The sequence below is a fragment of the Arthrobacter sp. AFG20 genome, assembly GCF_002892795.1.
In the GTDB taxonomy this organism is placed as follows: Bacteria; Actinomycetota; Actinomycetes; order Actinomycetales; family Micrococcaceae; genus Arthrobacter.
In genome coordinates this window covers 51,116-68,260 of record NZ_PJMC01000008.1, presented here as the reverse complement: position 1 = coordinate 68,260, position 17,145 = coordinate 51,116, and the positions used below count along the sequence as shown (strand labels likewise).

Here is a 17,145-nt window from a genome sequence, read left to right as displayed (position 1 = left end):
AGCGAGCCTTTCGCAGAAGTTGTCTGCTTCAAGGCTAACTGAACTGACTGGTCAGTTCAAATAAACCTTAGAAGCCGTACTTTTCCAGCAGTCGCAGCCAGACCTCGCTGATGGTGGGGTAGGAGGGCACTGCATGCCAGAGCCGGTCCAGCGGAACGTCCCCGACGACGGCGATGGTCGCCGCGTGCAGGAGTTCGGCGACGTCGGGCCCGGCGAAGGTGGCGCCGAGGAGCACCTTGCGGTCCTCGTCCACCACCAGTTGCGCCCACCCCTTGTAATTCCGGGCGTGCAGTGAGGATCCCGCGACTTCGATGGGCAGCTCCACCGATGATGCGTTGTAGCCGTCCTGGCGGGCCTGCTCCAGCGACCGGCCGACGTTCGCCAGTTCGGGGTCGGTGAACACCACGTTGGGAATGGCGTGTTCGTCGGCTGTCTGCGCGTACCGGCTCCACGGCTCAGCATCCCCGCGCAGCTCACCCTTGGCCCGGGCTGCAATGGCTGCGCCGGTGGCGCGGGCCTCGTACTTGCCCTGGTGGGTCAGCAGTGCTTTGCCCGCCGCGTCGCCCACCGCATACAGCCAGGGACCGTCGTCGTTGCCCGATGCTTCCGCCACCAGCCCGGTGGAGTCGGTGCTGATGGTCACGGGCTTGCCGTCGCCGGCGGACAACCCCACGCTCTCCAGCCCGAGCCCTTCCAGGGCGGGCCGCCGGCCGGTCGACACCAGCAGCCGGTCCACGGTGACGGTGTCGCCGCCGTCGAGCGTGAGCGTCAGGGAACCGTCGGAATTCCTCTGGACGCTGCGGGTTTTGGTGTCGAGCCGGAGCTCTACGCCGTCGGCCCGCAGGCCGGCGGCCACCAGTTCCGCGGCCTCGGTGGGAAAATTGCGCAGCAGCCCGCTGCGCGCCACCAGCGTGACCGTGGACCCGAGACGGGCAAAAGCCTGGGCAAGCTCCGTGCCGGCCACGCCGCCGCCCAGCACGCCCAGCCGTCCGGGGACCTCCTTTGCCGAGGTCGCCTCCCGCGTTCCCCAGTACTCAATTTCGGAAAGCCCGTCGACGGGCGGCCGGTTGGGTGTGGAGCCGTTAGCAAGCACGACGGCGTGACGCGCCGTGAGTGCGTAATCGTCGCCGTCCAGCCCGGCTACTCGCACCGTCCGCTCGCCGGTGATGCGTGCCCGGCCGCGGATCAGCTCGATGCCTGCGCCCTCCGCCCATTCCACCTGGCTGGCATCCTGCCAGTGGGACGTGAAGGAGTCGCGCCGCTTGAGGACCGCGGCCGCGTCGAGCGTTCCGGTCACGGCCTCGCTGGCGCCTGGAACTGACTGGGCCCCGTGCAGTGCGGTGCCCGGTCGCAGCAGCGCCTTCGACGGCATGCACGCCCAGTAAGAGCACTCGCCACCCACCAGTTCGGCTTCCACCAGGACCGCCGTCAGGCCGCCCTGCACCACCCGGTCCGCGGCATTTTCCCCTGCCGCGCCGGCGCCGATCACAATGACATCGAATTCCCGTTCAACAAGACGTGGCATGGCAAAAGCCTACGCCCACGCCTGCGGCGGACTTCGGCAGCCGCTGCCGTAACAATGGACGCCGTCGTTCGGGGGACATGGGACATCCGCTACGGTGAGGAAAAGTACGGACAGTGCAAAGGAGCCTTCCATGCAGCCCTCCAACGTGGTTCCGCCGGCCCGCTTCGGCGCACAGGCCCGCCTGCGCGCCCTGCAGTCGGACATCATGGAGCTGATCCTGGACCGTGAGCTGGAGCCCGGCGATGCCCTTCCCACAGAAAACGAGCTGTGCCTCGCCCTCGGCGTGGGCCGGAACACCCTGCGGGAGTCGCTGAAGGTTCTGCAGGCGCTGGGGGTCATTGAGATCCGCCACGGCTTCGGCATGTTCGTCGCGCCCAGCAATTTCGAAGCGCTCGCCGACGGCCTGATTTTCCGCGGGCGGCTCTCGCTCCGGCACCACGGCCTGGAAGCACGGCAGCTCGTGGACGTCCGCCACGCGCTGGAGGCGGGGCTCATCGGCAGCGCAATGGATGAGATGACGGCCGAGCAACTGGCCGCCGTCGAGGAGTCCGTGATCCGCATGGAGGAGAGTGCGGAGGCGGGGGAGGCCTTTGTGGAAGCCGATGCGGAGTTCCACCGCAGGCTCTTTGAACCCCTTAGCAATGAGCTCCTGCTAAACCTGCTGGGCGTCTTCTGGAAGGTTTACCGCAAGATCTATACCGAGGTTGGACCCGGTGTGGAGGATCTGCCGGCACTCGCTGCAGTGCACCGGAACATCTATTCGGCCGTGGCTGCCGGGGACAAGGCCCGGGCAGCCCGCGAGCTGACGCACCACTTCGAGGGGTTCCGCCAGCGAATACGCGAGGCGGTTGGCGAATAGGAGATACAGTTCTGGGCCAGTCCCATGTTTAACGCAGAAGGTCCGCACCGGTTCCCCGGTGCGGACCTTCTCTTTGTGCGCCCAAAGGGATTCGAACCCCTGACCTTCTGTTCCGTAGACAGACGCTCTATCCAGCTGAGCTATGGGCGCATCTTCCGGTTCCTTTCGAGCTTTTCGCTCGCCCCGAACCTCGAATAACTTTACGCGAGGAGGGCCGCAGTTCCAAATCGAGGACCGTGTAATTTACACAACTAGACCGGTCTACGTGACCTTCGTCACTAATTTCGACTTTTCTAAATCAAAATTCCTTGAATTTCCGCGGAAGTTGGGTCCCTGCGGGCAGGACATCCGATGTCTGACCGCGAATTGGTCCAGATCATCAGAAATAGCATTTAGCACACACCACTGAACCCGAGGAAGGGAACTGCAATGGCCCACTTGGCGCGACTGCCGCTGCTTGAGAAAGCACCCACCACCCATGCCGGTCTGCTGGCATGGGTTGAAGAGGTCGCTGGGCTCACCCAGCCGGACCGCATTCACTGGGTCGACGGCTCCGAGGAAGAAAACACCCGCCTCACCGACGAACTCGTCGCGGCCGGCACCCTGAAGCGGTTGAACCAGAACCTGTTCCCCAACTCCTTCGCAGCCTTCTCGGACCCCGCTGACGTGGCCCGCGTTGAAGAGCAGACGTTCATCTGCTCTGAGAAGGAGCATGACGCAGGCTTCACCAACAACTGGATGGCCCCGGCGGAGATGAAGGAGAAGCTCCGCGGGCTGTTCTCCGGCTCCATGCGCGGCCGCACCATGTACGTCATCCCGTTCGTCATGGGCCACCTCGACGCCGAGGACCCCAAGTTCGGCGTCGAGATCACCGACTCCGCCTACGTTGTCGCCTCCATGCGCATCATGGCCCGCATCGGCACGGACGTCCTGAACCGGATCACCGAAACCAACGCCTTCTTCGTTCCGGCCCTGCACTCCCTGGGCGCTCCGCTGGAGGCCGGCCAGGCAGACGTCCCGTGGCCCTGCAACCCGGACAAGTGGATCGTGCACTTCCCCGAAGAGCGCTCCATCTGGTCCTTCGGCTCCGGCTACGGCGGAAACGCGCTGCTGGGCAAGAAGTGCTACGCCCTGCGCATCGCCTCGGTCATGGCCCATGACGAGGGCTGGCTTGCCGAGCACATGCTCATCCTCAAGCTCACCTCGCCGGAACAGAAGACCTACTACGTCTCGGCTGCCTTCCCGTCCGCCTGCGGCAAGACCAACCTTGCCCTCCTGGACCCCACCATCAAGGGCTGGAAGGTCGAGACCCTCGGCGACGACATCACCTGGATGCGGTTTGGCAAGGAAGGCGAGCTCCGCGCCGTCAACCCCGAGGCCGGCCTGTTCGGCGTGGCCCCCGGCACCGGCTGGGGCACCAACCCGAACGCCATGCGCGCCATCGCCAAGGGCAACAGCATCTTCACCAACGTTGCGCTGACCGACGACGGCGGTGTCTGGTGGGAGGGCATGACGGAGGAAACCCCCGCCCACCTGACTGACTGGCAGGGCAACTCCTGGACGCCTGAGTCCAGCAAGCCGGCAGCCCACCCGAACTCGCGCTTCTGCACCCCGATCGACCAGATCGACATGCTGGCCGAGGAGTACCACAGCCCTAACGGTGTGGAACTGTCCGCCATCCTGTTCGGCGGCCGCCGCAAGACCACCATCCCGCTGGTCACCGAGGCGCGCGACTGGACCAACGGCATCTTCATGGGCTCCACCCTCTCGTCCGAAACCACCGCTGCCGCGGCCGGTGCCGTCGGCGTGGTTCGCCGCGACCCCATGGCCATGCTCCCGTTCATCGGCTACGACGCCGGTGACTACCTGAACCACTGGGTCAACCTGTCCGCCAAGGCCAACCCCGAGCGCCTGCCCAAGATCTTCCTGGTCAACTGGTTCCGCCGCACGGCAGAGGGCGGCTTCGCCTGGCCGGGCTTCGGGGACAACGCGCGTGTCCTGAAGTGGGCCATCGAGCGGCTCGAAGGAAAGGCCGACGCCGTGGAGACCCCCATCGGCTTCGTCCCGACCGGCGACGCCATCGACCTCGACGGACTCGACATGACCCCCGCCCAGGTGGAGGACGCCGTCCGCGTCGACCCCGACGAATGGAAGACCGAGCTCGCCTCGATCGAGGAGTGGTTCGCCAACTTCGGTGATTCGCTGCCCGCAGCGCTCCAGAAGGAGCTCGACGGCCTGAAGGCCCGCCTGGCCTAGTCCCCGCTGCCTCCCCAATCTCGCAAGCTCGATTGGGGCCCCTCGGCAGCGTGGGCCCACACCTGGCCTAGACCACGGCGGCCCCGCACCTCTTCAATGAAAGGGTGCGGGGCCGCCGTCGTACTTTCTGGAGTTTTTGTACAGATAATGGGCGCTAAACGCCCCTAAAGTCGTGACAAGTGGACAAAAACTCCCCGGCCGGTGGGCTAGGCGGCCAGCCAGATGTCCGGGCCGAAGACCTCGTAGTGGATCCGTGTTGCGGGGATGCCTGCTTCGATGGCCTCGTTGCGGATGTTTTTCATGAACGGCAGCGGGCCGCACAGGTACAGGGAGGCGTTGGCGGGCAGGTCCACCTCGCGCAGGGACATGAAGCCGGTCTTCGTGCCCGCCTGCGGTTCCTCCAGCCAGAGCTGGAGGTCGGCGCCGTCGAGGCGCTCGACGTCGTCCGTCATCTGGGAGCGCAACGCCCAGCTGTCCAGGGTGCTCTCGGCGTGCAGGACCAGCACCTGGCGGTCTGAGCCGGTTTCGGCGAGGGAACGCAGGATCGAGGCGGTGGGCGTGCAGCCGATGCCCGCGGAGGCGAGAACCACGGGGCCGTCGCCGTCCTTCAGGGTGATTTCGCCGTAGGGGTTGGAGATTTCGATGATGTCTCCGATCTCCACACTGTTGTGGAGCACGGGGGAGACCTCCCCGCCGTCGTCGATCTTGGTGGTGAAGCTGCGGCTGGTGCCGGCATCGCCGGAGAGCGAGTACTGGCGGACCTGGCGGATGCCGTCGGGGAGGGTGACCTTGACGCTGATGTACTGGCCCGGAAGCGCGGCGGTGACCGGGGTGTCATCCGCAGGTGCCAGGGTGAATGTCATCGATCCGGTGCCGGCGGGGGTCTTTTCGACGACGGTCCACGGCATCCACATCGCGGTGTTCGCCTGGGCCGCGTAGAGGCCCTTCTCCAGCTTGATCAGGGCGTCGGCCATGAGCCAGTAGACCTCGGTCCAGGCTTCGGCAATCTCCGGCGTGATGACCTCGGCCAGGTCCTCGGCGATGGCGGCGAACAGGTGCTCGTAGACCACCTGGTACTGGGGCTCGGTGATGCCGAGGGAAGCGTGCCTGTGCGCGATGCGGGACAGCACGGTTTCAGGGACAGTGTCCGGGTTGTTGACCAGATGGGTGGCGAACGCGGCGATGCTTCCGGCCAGGGCCTGCTGCTGGTTGCCGTTGCGCTGGTTGGAGCGGCTGAACAGCCCGTCAAGGAGTTCCGGGTGCGCGGCGAAGAGCCGGTTGTAGAACTTGGGGGTAATCTCGCCGATTCGTGAACCGACCAGGGGAAGGGTGGCCTCAATAACGGGACGGGACTTGTCCGAGAGCATCGGTACTCCTGAGCTAGTGGTCCGGGGTCTTTGGCCGGACCGGAAACCGCAGATATTCGCATTTGAAATACGAGTTTCTACACGTCTATTTCTACACCCCGTAGAAGTAGTTTTCCAAATGGAGAACAGAATCTCGGGGAAGCAGGGGGCAGGGGTGAACCGGTCGGGCGGGTGGGGCGGCTCAGGCGCCCGGGCGCAGCCCGATGGCCTCGAAGACGGGTGTCATCTGGCGTGAGGTGGGCAGGTCGGCCACCACGACGCCGTCGAGCTCGCGGTAAAAGGCCTCGCGGGCCCGCGCCAGGGCGCCTCGGAGCCGGCATTCGTTGATGAGGGGGCAGCTGCCGGCCGGGCCGATGCACTCGGCGGCGTCCTCGCGGGTGTCCAGTTCCCGCAGGACCTGGCCCACGGTCACACGGCGGCCGGCGGCGCTGAGCCGGGAGCCCCCATTGCGGCCGCGCTCCACGTCAATCAGCCCGAGCATTCGCAGCTTCGCCACCGCCTTGCTGACATGGTTGTACGGGGTGTTGACGGCGTCCGCGACGTTCTGGGTGGTGAGCAGGCCGCCCTCGGGCGCGGCAGCGAGCACCATGAGGGCGCGCAGGCTGACGTCCGCGAAGGCGTTGATTTTCATGCTTCTAGCCTAATGACCTGTGCAAATCGACGTTCTACCCGGCGCGCATAGCGTGGCTGTGCGCACGCGGTGACCGGCGCAATTCGCCGTTCCGCCCGGTCTAGTCCGCCCAAATGACAGGCTCGTTGGAGTCGGCGGCAAGGTCGCCGAACTCCCACTCAGTGCCCTCAGTGGTGGGGGAGTACGGCAGGACGGCTGCGAACACAGCGCCGTCCCGGTGCTCGGTGGCCACATGGATGGCGTCTGAGTCCTCCTCCACCAGAGTGATGTCGCAGACGATGGCGGCGGCGCGGAACTCATCCCGGTGCTGGCGCAAAAGTTCCGAGATGTCGCGGATCATGGCGTCGGCGTCGAACTCGCTGTCCCCGTCGGCATCCGGATCTGCCGGCGAAACAGCGACGAGGCGGACGTCGCCGTCGTTCTCCACTACGAGGGCGAAGGGCAGGAACCCGCCGCTGCGCTCAAGCTGCTCCTGGGCGGCCGCCATTCCGGTGCCCAAGAGGTTTTCCAGATCCGTGGCCGTGGACTCGGGCACGGATGCGCGCCACGATGACTGGGCCGGGGTCGAGTCGGGTGATGCCATGAGGCCGTCCTAGCTGCGGACCAAGGCCAGCACGCGGTCGCGCACCCGCTCCATCGTGGCCCGGTCCGTGGCTTCAGCGTTCAACCGCAGGTACGGTTCGGTGTTGGAGGGGCGCAGGTTGAACCAGAAGCTGCCGTCGGCGGCGGTGAAGGTGCTGCCGTCCAGGTGGTCCACCGCCACGTCCTCGGTCTCGAAATCGGCCCGGACGCGCTCCACGGCGCCGGCCTTGTCCTCGATTTCCGAGTTGATTTCGCCGGAGGAAACGTACGGTTCGTACTCCCGGCCGAGCTCAGAAAGCGGGCCGTCCTGTTCACCGAGGGCAGCCAGCACGTGCATGGCGGCAAGCATGCCGGTGTCAGCGTTCCAGAAGTCACGGAAGTAGAAGTGGGCGGAGTGCTCCCCGCCGAAGATGGCGCCTTCCTCTGCCATGACGGCCTTGATGAAGGAGTGGCCCACCCGGGTGCGTACCGCCCGGCCGCCGTCTTCGGCGACGAGTTCCGGCACCGCGCGGGAGGTCAGGAGGTTGTGGATGATGGTGGGATTTGCCTCGCCCTGCGCCTTCGCGCGGGCGATTTCGCGCCGGGCCACCATGCCGGTGATGGCCGACGGCGAGACCGCCTCGCCCTTTTCGTCGATGACGAAGCAGCGGTCGGCGTCGCCGTCGAACGCCAGGCCGATGTCCGCGCCATGTTCGACGACGGCGGCCTGCAGGTCGCGCAGGTTTTCCGGCTCCAGGGGGTTAGCCGGGTGGTTCGGGAAGGAGCCGTCCAGTTCGAAGTAGAGCGGAACGATGTCGAAGGGCAGCTTCGGCAGCAGCGTGTCGCCCAGGACGGCCGGCGTGGTGAGTCCGGCCATGCCGTTGCCGGCGTCCACCACGACTTTGAGGGGGCGCGAACCGGAGAGGTCAACCAGCGTGCGCAGGTACTCGGCGTAGTCCTTCAGTACGTCCTGGACGCCGATCTGGCCCTGCGTTTCGGCAGCGGGGATGGAGCCGGTGTTCAGGTACTGCTCGGCCAGTGCCTGGATCTCCTTGAGGCCCGTCTCGGAGGAAATGGGGACGGCGCCGGCCTTGGCCATCTTGATGCCGTTGTAGGCGGCGGGGTTGTGGCTCGCGGTGAATGTGGCGCCTGCGGCGTTCAAGGCTCCGCAGGCGTAGTACAGCTCGTCCGTGGAGATAAGGTCCAGCAACTGGACGTTGGCTCCCCGTGTGGCGGCACCGCTGGCGAACGCCTTGCTGAACTCGGGAGAGGACGGGCGCATGTCACCGCCGACCAGGACCGTCTGTCCCTCGAGGCCAAGCACGTCAACGAACGCTGCGCCTACGGCTTCGACGATTTCAGCGGTGATGGATTCGCCCACGATGCCGCGGACGTCATACGCCTTGAACGAGGCCGAAAGGTCAAAAGTACGGGTCTGGTCGCTAGTCACGGCACTTATCTTACGGGCACGCGCGCGGGGGCCTGTGAAGGGGAAGTCACAGAAGCGCGCGCCGGCTGTTGTCCACATGGCGGGTGCCCAGGGTTTGGTGTGTCAGAGGCGGCTGGGATACTGAATCAATGGCAAATAACCAGCACGCTCCTGTCCTTGCTTCTGCCACCGGCCCGTCCGGTACCGGCGCCGGAAGGGAACAGGAGGCGGTTACTGGGACCCGGGGCCAGGCCCTGTCGGTGCTGCGCGAGCTGGTGGGCCGGCCGGATGCCGACTTCCACGACGGCCAGTTTGAGGCCATCGAGGCGCTGGTCGACGGCGGCCGCCGGACGCTCGTGGTGCAGCGGACGGGCTGGGGAAAATCCGCCGTTTACTTCGTGGCGTCCCTGCTGCTCCGGCGGCGCGGGGCGGGACCCACTCTGATCGTTTCGCCGCTGCTGGCCCTGATGCGGGACCAGGTGGCCGCCGCCGCCCGGGCAGGTGTCCGGGCCGTGGCCATCAACTCTGCCAACCAGCTGGAATGGGATTCAGTGCGGGAGCAGCTTGCCGCCGACCAGGTGGATGTCCTGCTGGTGTCCCCCGAACGGCTCACCAACCCTTCGTTCCGCGAAAACCAGCTGCCAGAACTCATCCGGCGCACGGGGCTGCTGGTGATCGACGAGGCCCACTGCATCTCAGACTGGGGCCACGACTTCCGGCCCGACTACCGTCGCATTGCCGACCTCATCTCTGAGCTGCCGGACACCGTGCCTGTACTGGCCACCACGGCCACGGCCAACTCCCGGGTGGTCCACGACATCGAGGAACAGCTCGGCGACGGCGTGCTGACCATCCGCGGCGCGCTGGGCAGGGAGTCGCTGCGGCTCGGGGTCCTGGCGCTGCCCGATTCGCGCGAGCGTCTCGGCTGGCTTCTCACGCACCTGGCCGATCTGCAGGGCAGCGGGATCATCTACACCCTGACCGTCTCCGCCGCCGAGGACACCGCCAGGCTGCTCGCCGAGGCGGGCCACGAGGTACTGGCATATACCGGCCGCACCGACCCGGCTGACCGCGAGAGGGCGGAGCAGCTCCTCAAGGACAACCAAGTCAAGGCGCTTGTGGCCACCTCCGCGCTGGGAATGGGCTTCGACAAGCCGGACCTCGGTTTCGTGGTGCACCTCGGCGCCCCGTCGTCCCCGGTTGCCTACTACCAGCAGGTCGGCAGGGCGGGCCGTGGCGCCGCCAATGCAGACGTCCTGCTCCTGCCCGGGTCCGAGGACCGCGAAATCTGGCAGTACTTCGCCACGGCCTCCATGCCCTCCGAGGAGAAGGCCTCCGCTGTGCTGACCGCGCTGGCGGAGGCAGGTTCGGCCGTGTCCACTGTGGCTTTGGAAGCCCGGGTGGACCTGCGCCGGACGCCGCTGGAACTCCTGCTGAAGGTCCTCGCCGTGGACGGCGCAGTGGAACGGGTGGGCGGGGGCTGGCGCTCCACCGGGATGCCCTGGACGTACGACGCCGAACGGTACCGCCGGATCGCGGAGGCCCGGGTGGACGAGCAGGACTCCATGGTCATCTACCAGGACACTGCCGGGTGCCGGATGGAGTACATCACCTCCGTCCTGGATGACGAGACCGCCGCCGCCTGCGGCCGCTGCGACAACTGCGCCGGCCGATGGTTTCCCTCGGAGGTTGCCTCCACAGCCACGGAGGCTGCCGGGCAGACCCTCAGCCGTGCGGGCATCGTGCTGGAGTCCCGGCTCCAGTGGCCCAGCGGAATGGACCGTCTCGGGGTACCGGTGAAGGGCAAGATCAAGCCTGACGAAAACGTCGCGGACGGCCGGGTCCTCGCCAGGCTGACGGACCTGGGCTGGGGCGGGGCGCTGCGCGAGCTCTTCGCGGCCGGGGCTCCGGACCGCGCTGTCGATCCCGGCATGCTGCAGGCGTGTGTCCAGGTGCTCCGCGAATGGGGCACCGGCGATTCCCGAATTTCCGGCTGGAGCGGCGCAGGAAGGCCGGCGGCAATCGTCAGCATTCCCTCGCGCAGCAGGCCTGAACTCGTGGACTCCCTGGCCCGTGGCATCTCCCAGATCGGCCGCATCCCGTACATCGGCCAGCTGCAGCTCGAGCACGGCGGGCCCACCGGCGGCCGCGGCGGCAACAGCGCCTACCGGCTGGCCGGTGTGTGGGACCGTCTCGTGGTGGGGGAGTCGCTGGCGGCAGAGCTCGCTGGCCTGGGCGGCGGCAGTGTGATGCTCATCGACGACCTCGTGGACAGCCGGTGGACCGTCACCGTCGCGGGACGCGCGCTCAGGCGGGCCGGTGCGGGCGCGGTGCTTCCGCTGGCACTGGCCCAGGCCGGCTGACCTCGGCCCCCGCGTGCCGGTGCAGCATCAGGCTGTCGGCGGTGCTGAGGAGCATCAGCACCGCAATCGACAGGAACGCGCCACGGTAGGCGGCCACGCCGCTGCCGTCCGGTCCGGCTGACAGAATGGCGCCAAACCCGGACGAGAGCAGGGAATCCGACTCGAAGAGACGCAGCAGCAGGGCGCCCACCGCGATGCCGGCCCCCGTGGCCAGCTGCACGAGCGTCGCCGAGACGGCATTGGCAGACGTCAGCTGCCCCGGCACGATGTCTGCGTACTGGACAGATGCGTACGCGGAGAAGCCGATGGAACGGAACGCCCCGCTGCACACGAGCAGCGCGAACACCAGCGGTTCCGGTGTTGCAGGGGTCAGCATCGCGCAGAGGCCGAAAGTCGCAGCCGACGCCAAGGAAGCGAACACCAGCACCGGCTTGAACCCGAAACGCCTGATGAGCGGCGTCGTGGCCGGTTTGATGCCGATGTTCCCGATAAACACGGCGGCCACCATGATGCCCGCGTGCAGGGGGCTCCAGCCGAAGCCGTTCTGGAACATCAGCGGCAACAGGAACGGCACGGCACTGATGGTCAGCCGGTAGATGAAGCCGCCCGAGTTGGTGGCCCGGAAGGTGCGGGTGCCGAACACCGTCAGGTCAAACAAAGGGTGGGCCGCGCGTCGCATCCAGAAGACCGCCGCTGCCAGCGCGAGAACCCCGGCCAGAATGCTGGGCCAGGTCCAAAAGCCGCCTGGGTGGCCGCTGGCCAGTTCAAGGCCCGCTACCAGCGCGCCCACACCGGCCGTCGTCAGGGCAAGTCCAAGCCAGTCCAGCCGGCGGGCCCGGTCGCCGGGAACCGCGGGAACCAGGCGCAGGGCGGCGACGAAGGCTGCGGCGCCGAGCGGCAGGTTGATCAGGAAGATCCAGTGCCAGGACAGGTAGGTGGTCAGGGCGCCGCCCACGAGCGGTGCGAGGACCGGGGCCAGCAGCCCTGGCCAGACGAGATAGGCAGTGGCGCGCAGCAGATCTGACTTTGGCGTCCCGCGGAGCACCAGCAGTGTACCGACCGGAACCATCATCGCCCCGCCCAGGCCCTGCAGGACGCGGCTGACGGTCAGGACCGTGAGGTCCTGGCTGGCGGCGCACAGCAGCGACGCCAAAGTAAAGACAGCGATGGCCAGGCAAAAAATCCGTCTGGCACCGAGGCGCTCCGCCAGCCAGCCGCTCAGCGGGATACCCATGGCCACCGTCATCAGGTAGGCGGTCATGGTGATGTTCACGCTGGCCGACGGCACCCCAAAGTCCCCGGCGATGCTCGGGATGGCGGTGGTCAGGACCGTCCCGTCGAGGAACTCCATGAAGAACGTGGCCGCCACCAGCAGGGCCAGCCTGGGGCTCCAGGCCTCGCTGGCAGAAAGCTTGTTCATGCAATCATCCTGACACCGGAAAGCGGTTTGCTGCCTTGGCCGTCCGGCACTCGGACGGCCGCAACGGCCGGACTGGCGGCCACGCCGCAGGGAAGTGGCCCGGGAACGCAAACGGCCCCGGTCCGAGGACCGGGGCCAAACGCGGAGACGGGGGGATTTGAACCCCCGGTGGAGTTGTGCCCCACACTTCATTAGCAGTGAAGCCCATTCGGCCGCTCTGGCACGTCTCCAATTGCTATTCCTAGCCCACCAAGGATACGCAGAACCGGCCACCCAGTGCAAAACGGCCGGGGTGGACCGCCAAAAACGTGCCAGACCCGGCAAACCACCGGAGTTTTTGTCCAGATAATGCGGGCTGAAGGGCCCTTAACTCGCGATATCTGGACAAAAACTCCAGGAGGGTGGGGTCAGGCCGTGCCTTCTGCCAGCGCCTTCCACAGAAAGTGCTGGCTGCGGCCCTGGAGCGCGGCGGCCTGCCGGTTGTCCGAGGCGCCGGCATGCCCACCCTCCAGCGCTTCGTGGAACCAGACGTTGGGGATGCCCATGGCCAGCATGCGCGCGGCCATCTTCCTGGCCTGCACGGGACCCACCCGGTCGTCGGAGGTCGCGGTCCAGATGAAGGTCTCCGGGTACTCCACGCCGTCCCTCAACTGGTGGTACGGCGAGAAGGTCCTGATGAATTCCCAGTGCTCGGGCAGGTCGGGGTCGCCGTACTCGGCAATCCACGAGTGACCCGCCGACAGCTTGGTGTACCGGCGCATGTCCAGCAGCGGAACTCCGCAGGAGACCGCGCCGAACAGTTCGGGATACCGCGTCAGCATGTTGCCCACGAGCAGGCCGCCGTTGGAGCCGCCGACGCAGCCGAGCCGCTCGCGGCTGGTGACGCCCCGGGAGATCAGGTCCCGGGCCACCGCCGCAAAGTCCTCGTAGGCGCGGTGCCGGTTTTCCTGCAGTGCGGCCCGGTGCCAGGACGGGCCGTATTCCCCGCCGCCACGGATGTTGGCCACAACGTACACGCCGCCCCGGCTGTGCCCCTCCGCAAGGCCGTCGCCGGGAACTGCGGCCGTGCGCCGCTCCAGCCACGCCCGGCCGATGGTGCCGCTGTACGCCGGCGTGCGCGAGACCTCGAAGCCGCCGTAGCCGGAGAGCTGGGTGGGGTTCTGCCCGTCGAGCACCAGGCCGCGTGTGGCCGCCTGGAAGTACGGGACCTTCGTGCCGTCCGCGGAGACGGCGAAGTGCTGCTGCACCTCGTAGTCCTCTTCATTGAAGAACGACGGCGACGCCTTCACCTCCGCATGGCTGCTCACCACTCCTGCCACTGACGTTTCGCTGGAAATCCTGCCGGAAGCCCCGCCGTCGGCGGTTGCCCGGGTGAGTGTCCCGCGGGTCAGGGTGTTCGGCGTCGTGAAGCCGGTGGCCACGAGCCAGAAGTCGTCCCCGCACCCGCCTTCCGCCTCGTCCTCGTCATCCACGGCGAAGGCGTTGACGTCGTGCAGCGGCGGGCAGGCGTCCAGCAGCGAGGACCGCCACGACTCGGCCGGATCCAGCACGCGGATTTCCGAGGACACGTCCTTCAGCAGGTTCAGCAGCAGGAAGTTCCGGGTCCAGCTCCAGGACTGCAGGGAGGTGTGCGCGTCCGGGGCGAAGAGAACCGTCAGTTCGCGCTCGCCGGCCAGGTACGCCTGGAAATCAGCGGCGAGCAGGGAGCCGGCCGCGTAGGTGGTGCCGTTCACCGTCCAGTCGCGCTGCGGCCTGAACAGCAGCCATTCCCGGTGCACGCCCGTGTTCACATCGGTGGGCACGTCCACCGGCACCCAGCCACCGTCCTGGAGCACGGAGGTTCGGCGGTTGAAGAAGTCAATCCAGTCCACCGCGAATGTCCGCTCGAAGCCGGGCGTGGAGTCGTGGGCCACGATCGCCATCATGTGGTCCTCGGGGATCTCGAAGATGCGCGGCGCATCGGCCAGGACCTGGCCGCGGCGGAGCCGCACGGCCGTGCGGGCGTACGACGACGCAGTGCGGGGGAGATCCCCGGCCGTGGTGGCGACCAGCAGCGTGTCCGCATCGAGCCACGAGACGTTCCCCTTCGCCGTCGGGAGGTCAAAGCCGCCGGCGGCGGGATCAACAAAGGCGCGGGTCTCGACGTCGAACTCGCGGTAGCGGTTGGCGTCGCCGCCGTCGGGGGAGAGCGCCACCAGGGCGCGCCGGTACGGCTGCCCGGGTTCAGGCCGGAGCAGGTTTGCGCCGTGAAAGACCCATTCCACGCCGTCGGCGGCCGCCAGGGCATCGACGTCGAGCAGCACGTCCCACGTGGGGGCGTCACTGCAGTAGCTGTCCCAGCTGGTCCGGCGCCACAGACCCTTGGGGTTCTGCCGGTCCTTCCAGAAGTTGTAGTACCACTCGCCGTGCTTGCTCACCATCGGGATCTTGTCCGTGGAGTCCAGCACCTCGAGGATGTCGCCCTCGAGCTTGGCATAGTCGGCGTCCTCCAGCAGGTCCTCCGTGCGGGCATTCTGCTCGCGCACCCACGCCAGCTGTTCCTCGCCGTAGATGTCCTCCAGCCAGATGTTCTCGTCGGTGGGCGCGGGCGCGGTCCTGGTGGGGACGGCGCCGGACGCGGGGGCGGAATCAGCTGCAGTGGTGGTCATGCGCCCATCCAAACAACATCCCCGCTCAGCTAGCAAGTCACATGCCGATACTCTGGAAGGCGTGGTTATTTCGCAGAGCATCCGGACGGCGCTGATCGGCGCCGGTCCGAGGGGTACCAGCGTGCTGGAGCGGCTGCTCGCCAACTGGTCCGCCGCGCGCCCTGCCGGAGCCCGCCTGCACATCGATGTCATTGATCCTTTTCCGGCCGGCCCGGGGCACGTCTGGCAGCCCGGCCAGTCCCGCCTCTACCTGATGAACACGCAGTCGTTCTACCCCACGCTGGTTCCCGAGGATCCGGGGCTGGCCGCGCCGGTCGCCGGCACCACGTTCGACCGCTGGCGGACAGCCCAGCAGCGCAGCCCCCTGCCGGAGCTCACCGACGACGAGCGGGCGGAGCTCGCCGTGCTGGGATCCGGTGACTTCCCCAGCCGCGCCATCTACGGCCGCTACCTGCGGTCCACCGTCGAGGAGCTGCTCGCCGCGCTGCCCGACGGCGTGACCATCAAGATGCACCAGGCGGCGGCTACTGCTGCGCGCCGGCAGCCGGACGGAAGGTTCGAGGTCGAACTGGACAGGGGCGAACCGGACGGCCGCGAACTGGAGGGCGGCGCACTCGACGGCGCCGGGACCCTTACGGTCGATTCTGTGGTGCTCGCGCTGGGCCACCTCGCGTCCCGGCTCAGCCCGGAACAGCGCGAACTGCAGGCTGCCGCCGCCCAATTCGGCCTGCGCTACCTCCCGCCGGCCGTTCCTGCCGACGTCGACTGGGGCGTGATTCCGGCCCAGGAGCCGGTGCTGGTCCGCGGGATGGGCCTGAACTTCTTCGACGTGATGGGCCAGCTCACGGAGGGGCGGGGAGGGAAGTTCGTGGGGGCAGGGGATGGCCTCGAGTACCTGCCCTCGGGCCAGGAGCCGATCATCCTCGCGGCGTCCCGGCGCGGAACGCCGTACCGGTCCAAGGCCACCCTCGCGGGCTACTACCCGGCGTCGGTCACGCTCCGCTACTTGACCGGGAAGGCGCTGCAGAGGTTCACGGCGGCCGGGATAGTTCCGGCATTCGACCACGATCTCTGGCCGCTCCTGCACCGGGACGCACTCTGGGCCTACTACACGACCCTGGTGCGCTCGCAGCCGGGGGCCGTGCAGGACCACGCCGTGTTCCTCAAGGAGCTGGATGAGGCCCTGCACCCGCATGCCCACAGCACCGGCCGGTGGGAAGAGGACTTCAACGCCGTCGTCGGCCGCCATGTCCATCCGGGCAGCAGGCTGGACCTGCGCGGCCTGGCCGCCCCGCTGTCCCGGCGGCGCTTTGCTTCGCGTGCCGAGCTGGATGCCGCCGTCGTCGGGTACCTCGACGACGATGCCCGGCGCTCAGCGCTCGGCGAGGACGATCCCGTCAAGATGGCCATCGGCGCGCTGCACCACGGCCGCGCCGTGCTGAAATCGGTGGTGGCCGACGGCGGGATCACCGATGAGTCATGGGTCGCCGGCCTGCGGGGCTGGTTTGAGTCGCTGGTGGAGGGCCTGGCCAGCGGTCCTCCGGCGCTGCGCGCCGAGCAGCTGGCGGCTCTGGCACGCGCCGGAATTGTCAGCTTTGTGGGTCCGGACCCCAAGTTCGGCGTGGCCCGCGGGAAGCGCGCCTTCACCGCATCCTCGCCGTGGGTACGCGGCGGTGCCGCGGAAGCACACACGCTGGTGGAGGCCCTGGCACCGGCCAACCGGGTGGCACTCAACGAGTCCCCCCTGCTGGAGCAGCTCCTCGCCGAGGGGCTGGTGCGGCCGCGGACCATGATGACCGTGGAAGGGACGCCGGTGCAGTCCTCCGGGCTCGACGTCCGGCCGCACCCCTACCGCCCGGTGGCGGCCAACGGCGACGTGCACGACCGGATGTACGTGCTGGGGCTCCAGCTCTCGGCCGCCCAGTGGGGAACGGCCATCGCCGCCGAAGCGGTCCAGCAGGCCGGCCCGGTGTACCCCAGCGGGCAGCGCACGCTCCGCGACGCCGACGAGATCGCCCGTGCCATCCTCGGCCTGACCCCAAACGCTTCCTCAGCTCCTGCCGCCTGAACGCAAGCGCTTCCTCAG

At 67.7% G+C, this 17,145-nt stretch carries 11 protein-coding genes and 2 tRNA genes; 4 read left to right on the top strand and 9 right to left on the bottom strand.

Translation table 11 applies throughout. From position 1 onward, the window contains the following. Positions 1-67 precede the first annotated feature (67 nt). Positions 68-1,525, bottom strand: coding sequence for an NAD(P)/FAD-dependent oxidoreductase (locus CXZ05_RS11210; protein WP_102972682.1), 1,458 nt, complete (start codon positions 1,523-1,525; stop codon positions 68-70). A gap of 130 nt (positions 1,526-1,655) precedes the next feature. Between CXZ05_RS11210 and CXZ05_RS11205 the strand changes: the two genes are divergently transcribed. Continuing rightward, positions 1,656-2,384: a FadR/GntR family transcriptional regulator gene (locus tag CXZ05_RS11205; protein ID WP_102972681.1), complete on the top strand. Its 729-nt coding sequence runs from the start codon at positions 1,656-1,658 to the stop codon at positions 2,382-2,384. A gap of 76 nt (positions 2,385-2,460) precedes the next feature. Here the strand turns inward: CXZ05_RS11205 and CXZ05_RS11200 are convergent. Then, a tRNA-Arg gene (locus CXZ05_RS11200) sits at positions 2,461-2,534 on the bottom strand. Between the two features lie 279 nt (positions 2,535-2,813). On the opposite strand from CXZ05_RS11200, the gene CXZ05_RS11195 reads away from it, so the two are divergent. After that, positions 2,814-4,640 (top strand): phosphoenolpyruvate carboxykinase (GTP), encoded by a 1,827-nt coding sequence (locus CXZ05_RS11195; RefSeq protein ID WP_102972680.1) that lies wholly within the window; start codon positions 2,814-2,816, stop codon positions 4,638-4,640. A 206-nt stretch (positions 4,641-4,846) separates the two neighbouring features. On the opposite strand, the gene CXZ05_RS11190 is transcribed toward CXZ05_RS11195, so the two are convergent. The 4 genes from CXZ05_RS11190 to CXZ05_RS11175 form a co-directional block, all read right to left on the bottom strand. After that, entirely contained in the window at positions 4,847-6,007 is a 1,161-nt protein-coding gene (locus CXZ05_RS11190; protein WP_102972679.1) for a globin domain-containing protein, read from the bottom strand. Between the two features lie 181 nt (positions 6,008-6,188). Further along, positions 6,189-6,638: an Rrf2 family transcriptional regulator gene (locus tag CXZ05_RS11185; protein WP_102972678.1), complete on the bottom strand. Its 450-nt coding sequence runs from the start codon at positions 6,636-6,638 to the stop codon at positions 6,189-6,191. 100 nt (positions 6,639-6,738) lie between these two features. After that, a complete protein-coding gene (locus tag CXZ05_RS11180; protein ID WP_102972677.1) occupies positions 6,739-7,221 on the bottom strand; it encodes a hypothetical protein in 483 nt (160 codons plus the stop codon). A gap of 9 nt (positions 7,222-7,230) precedes the next feature. After that, positions 7,231-8,649 (bottom strand): phosphomannomutase/phosphoglucomutase, encoded by a 1,419-nt coding sequence (locus tag CXZ05_RS11175; RefSeq protein ID WP_102972676.1) that lies wholly within the window; start codon positions 8,647-8,649, stop codon positions 7,231-7,233. Positions 8,650-8,777: 128 nt separating this feature from the next. Here CXZ05_RS11175 and CXZ05_RS11170 point away from each other — a divergent pair, with 128 nt between their 5' ends. Next, on the top strand, positions 8,778-10,991 hold the full coding sequence (locus CXZ05_RS11170; protein WP_102972675.1) for an ATP-dependent DNA helicase RecQ: 2,214 nt from the start codon (positions 8,778-8,780) through the stop codon (positions 10,989-10,991). Here the strand turns inward: CXZ05_RS11170 and CXZ05_RS11165 are convergent. The 3 genes from CXZ05_RS11165 to CXZ05_RS11155 form a co-directional block, all read right to left on the bottom strand. Next, positions 10,936-12,411 carry an MFS transporter gene (locus CXZ05_RS11165; protein WP_102972674.1) on the bottom strand — a complete coding sequence of 492 codons (1,476 nt, stop codon included), beginning with the start codon at positions 12,409-12,411 and terminating at the stop codon, positions 10,936-10,938. The genes CXZ05_RS11170 and CXZ05_RS11165 overlap by 56 nt on opposite strands. A gap of 142 nt (positions 12,412-12,553) precedes the next feature. Beyond that, positions 12,554-12,641, bottom strand: a tRNA-Ser gene (locus CXZ05_RS11160). 177 nt (positions 12,642-12,818) lie between these two features. Continuing rightward, positions 12,819-15,059, bottom strand: a complete 2,241-nt coding sequence (locus CXZ05_RS11155; protein WP_102972673.1) for a prolyl oligopeptidase family protein — start codon at positions 15,057-15,059, stop codon at positions 12,819-12,821. 61 nt (positions 15,060-15,120) lie between these two features. Here CXZ05_RS11155 and CXZ05_RS11150 point away from each other — a divergent pair, with 61 nt between their 5' ends. Further along, positions 15,121-17,127: an FAD/NAD(P)-binding domain-containing protein gene (locus CXZ05_RS11150; protein ID WP_102972672.1), complete on the top strand. Its 2,007-nt coding sequence runs from the start codon at positions 15,121-15,123 to the stop codon at positions 17,125-17,127. The last annotated feature ends 18 nt before the right edge of the window (positions 17,128-17,145 follow it).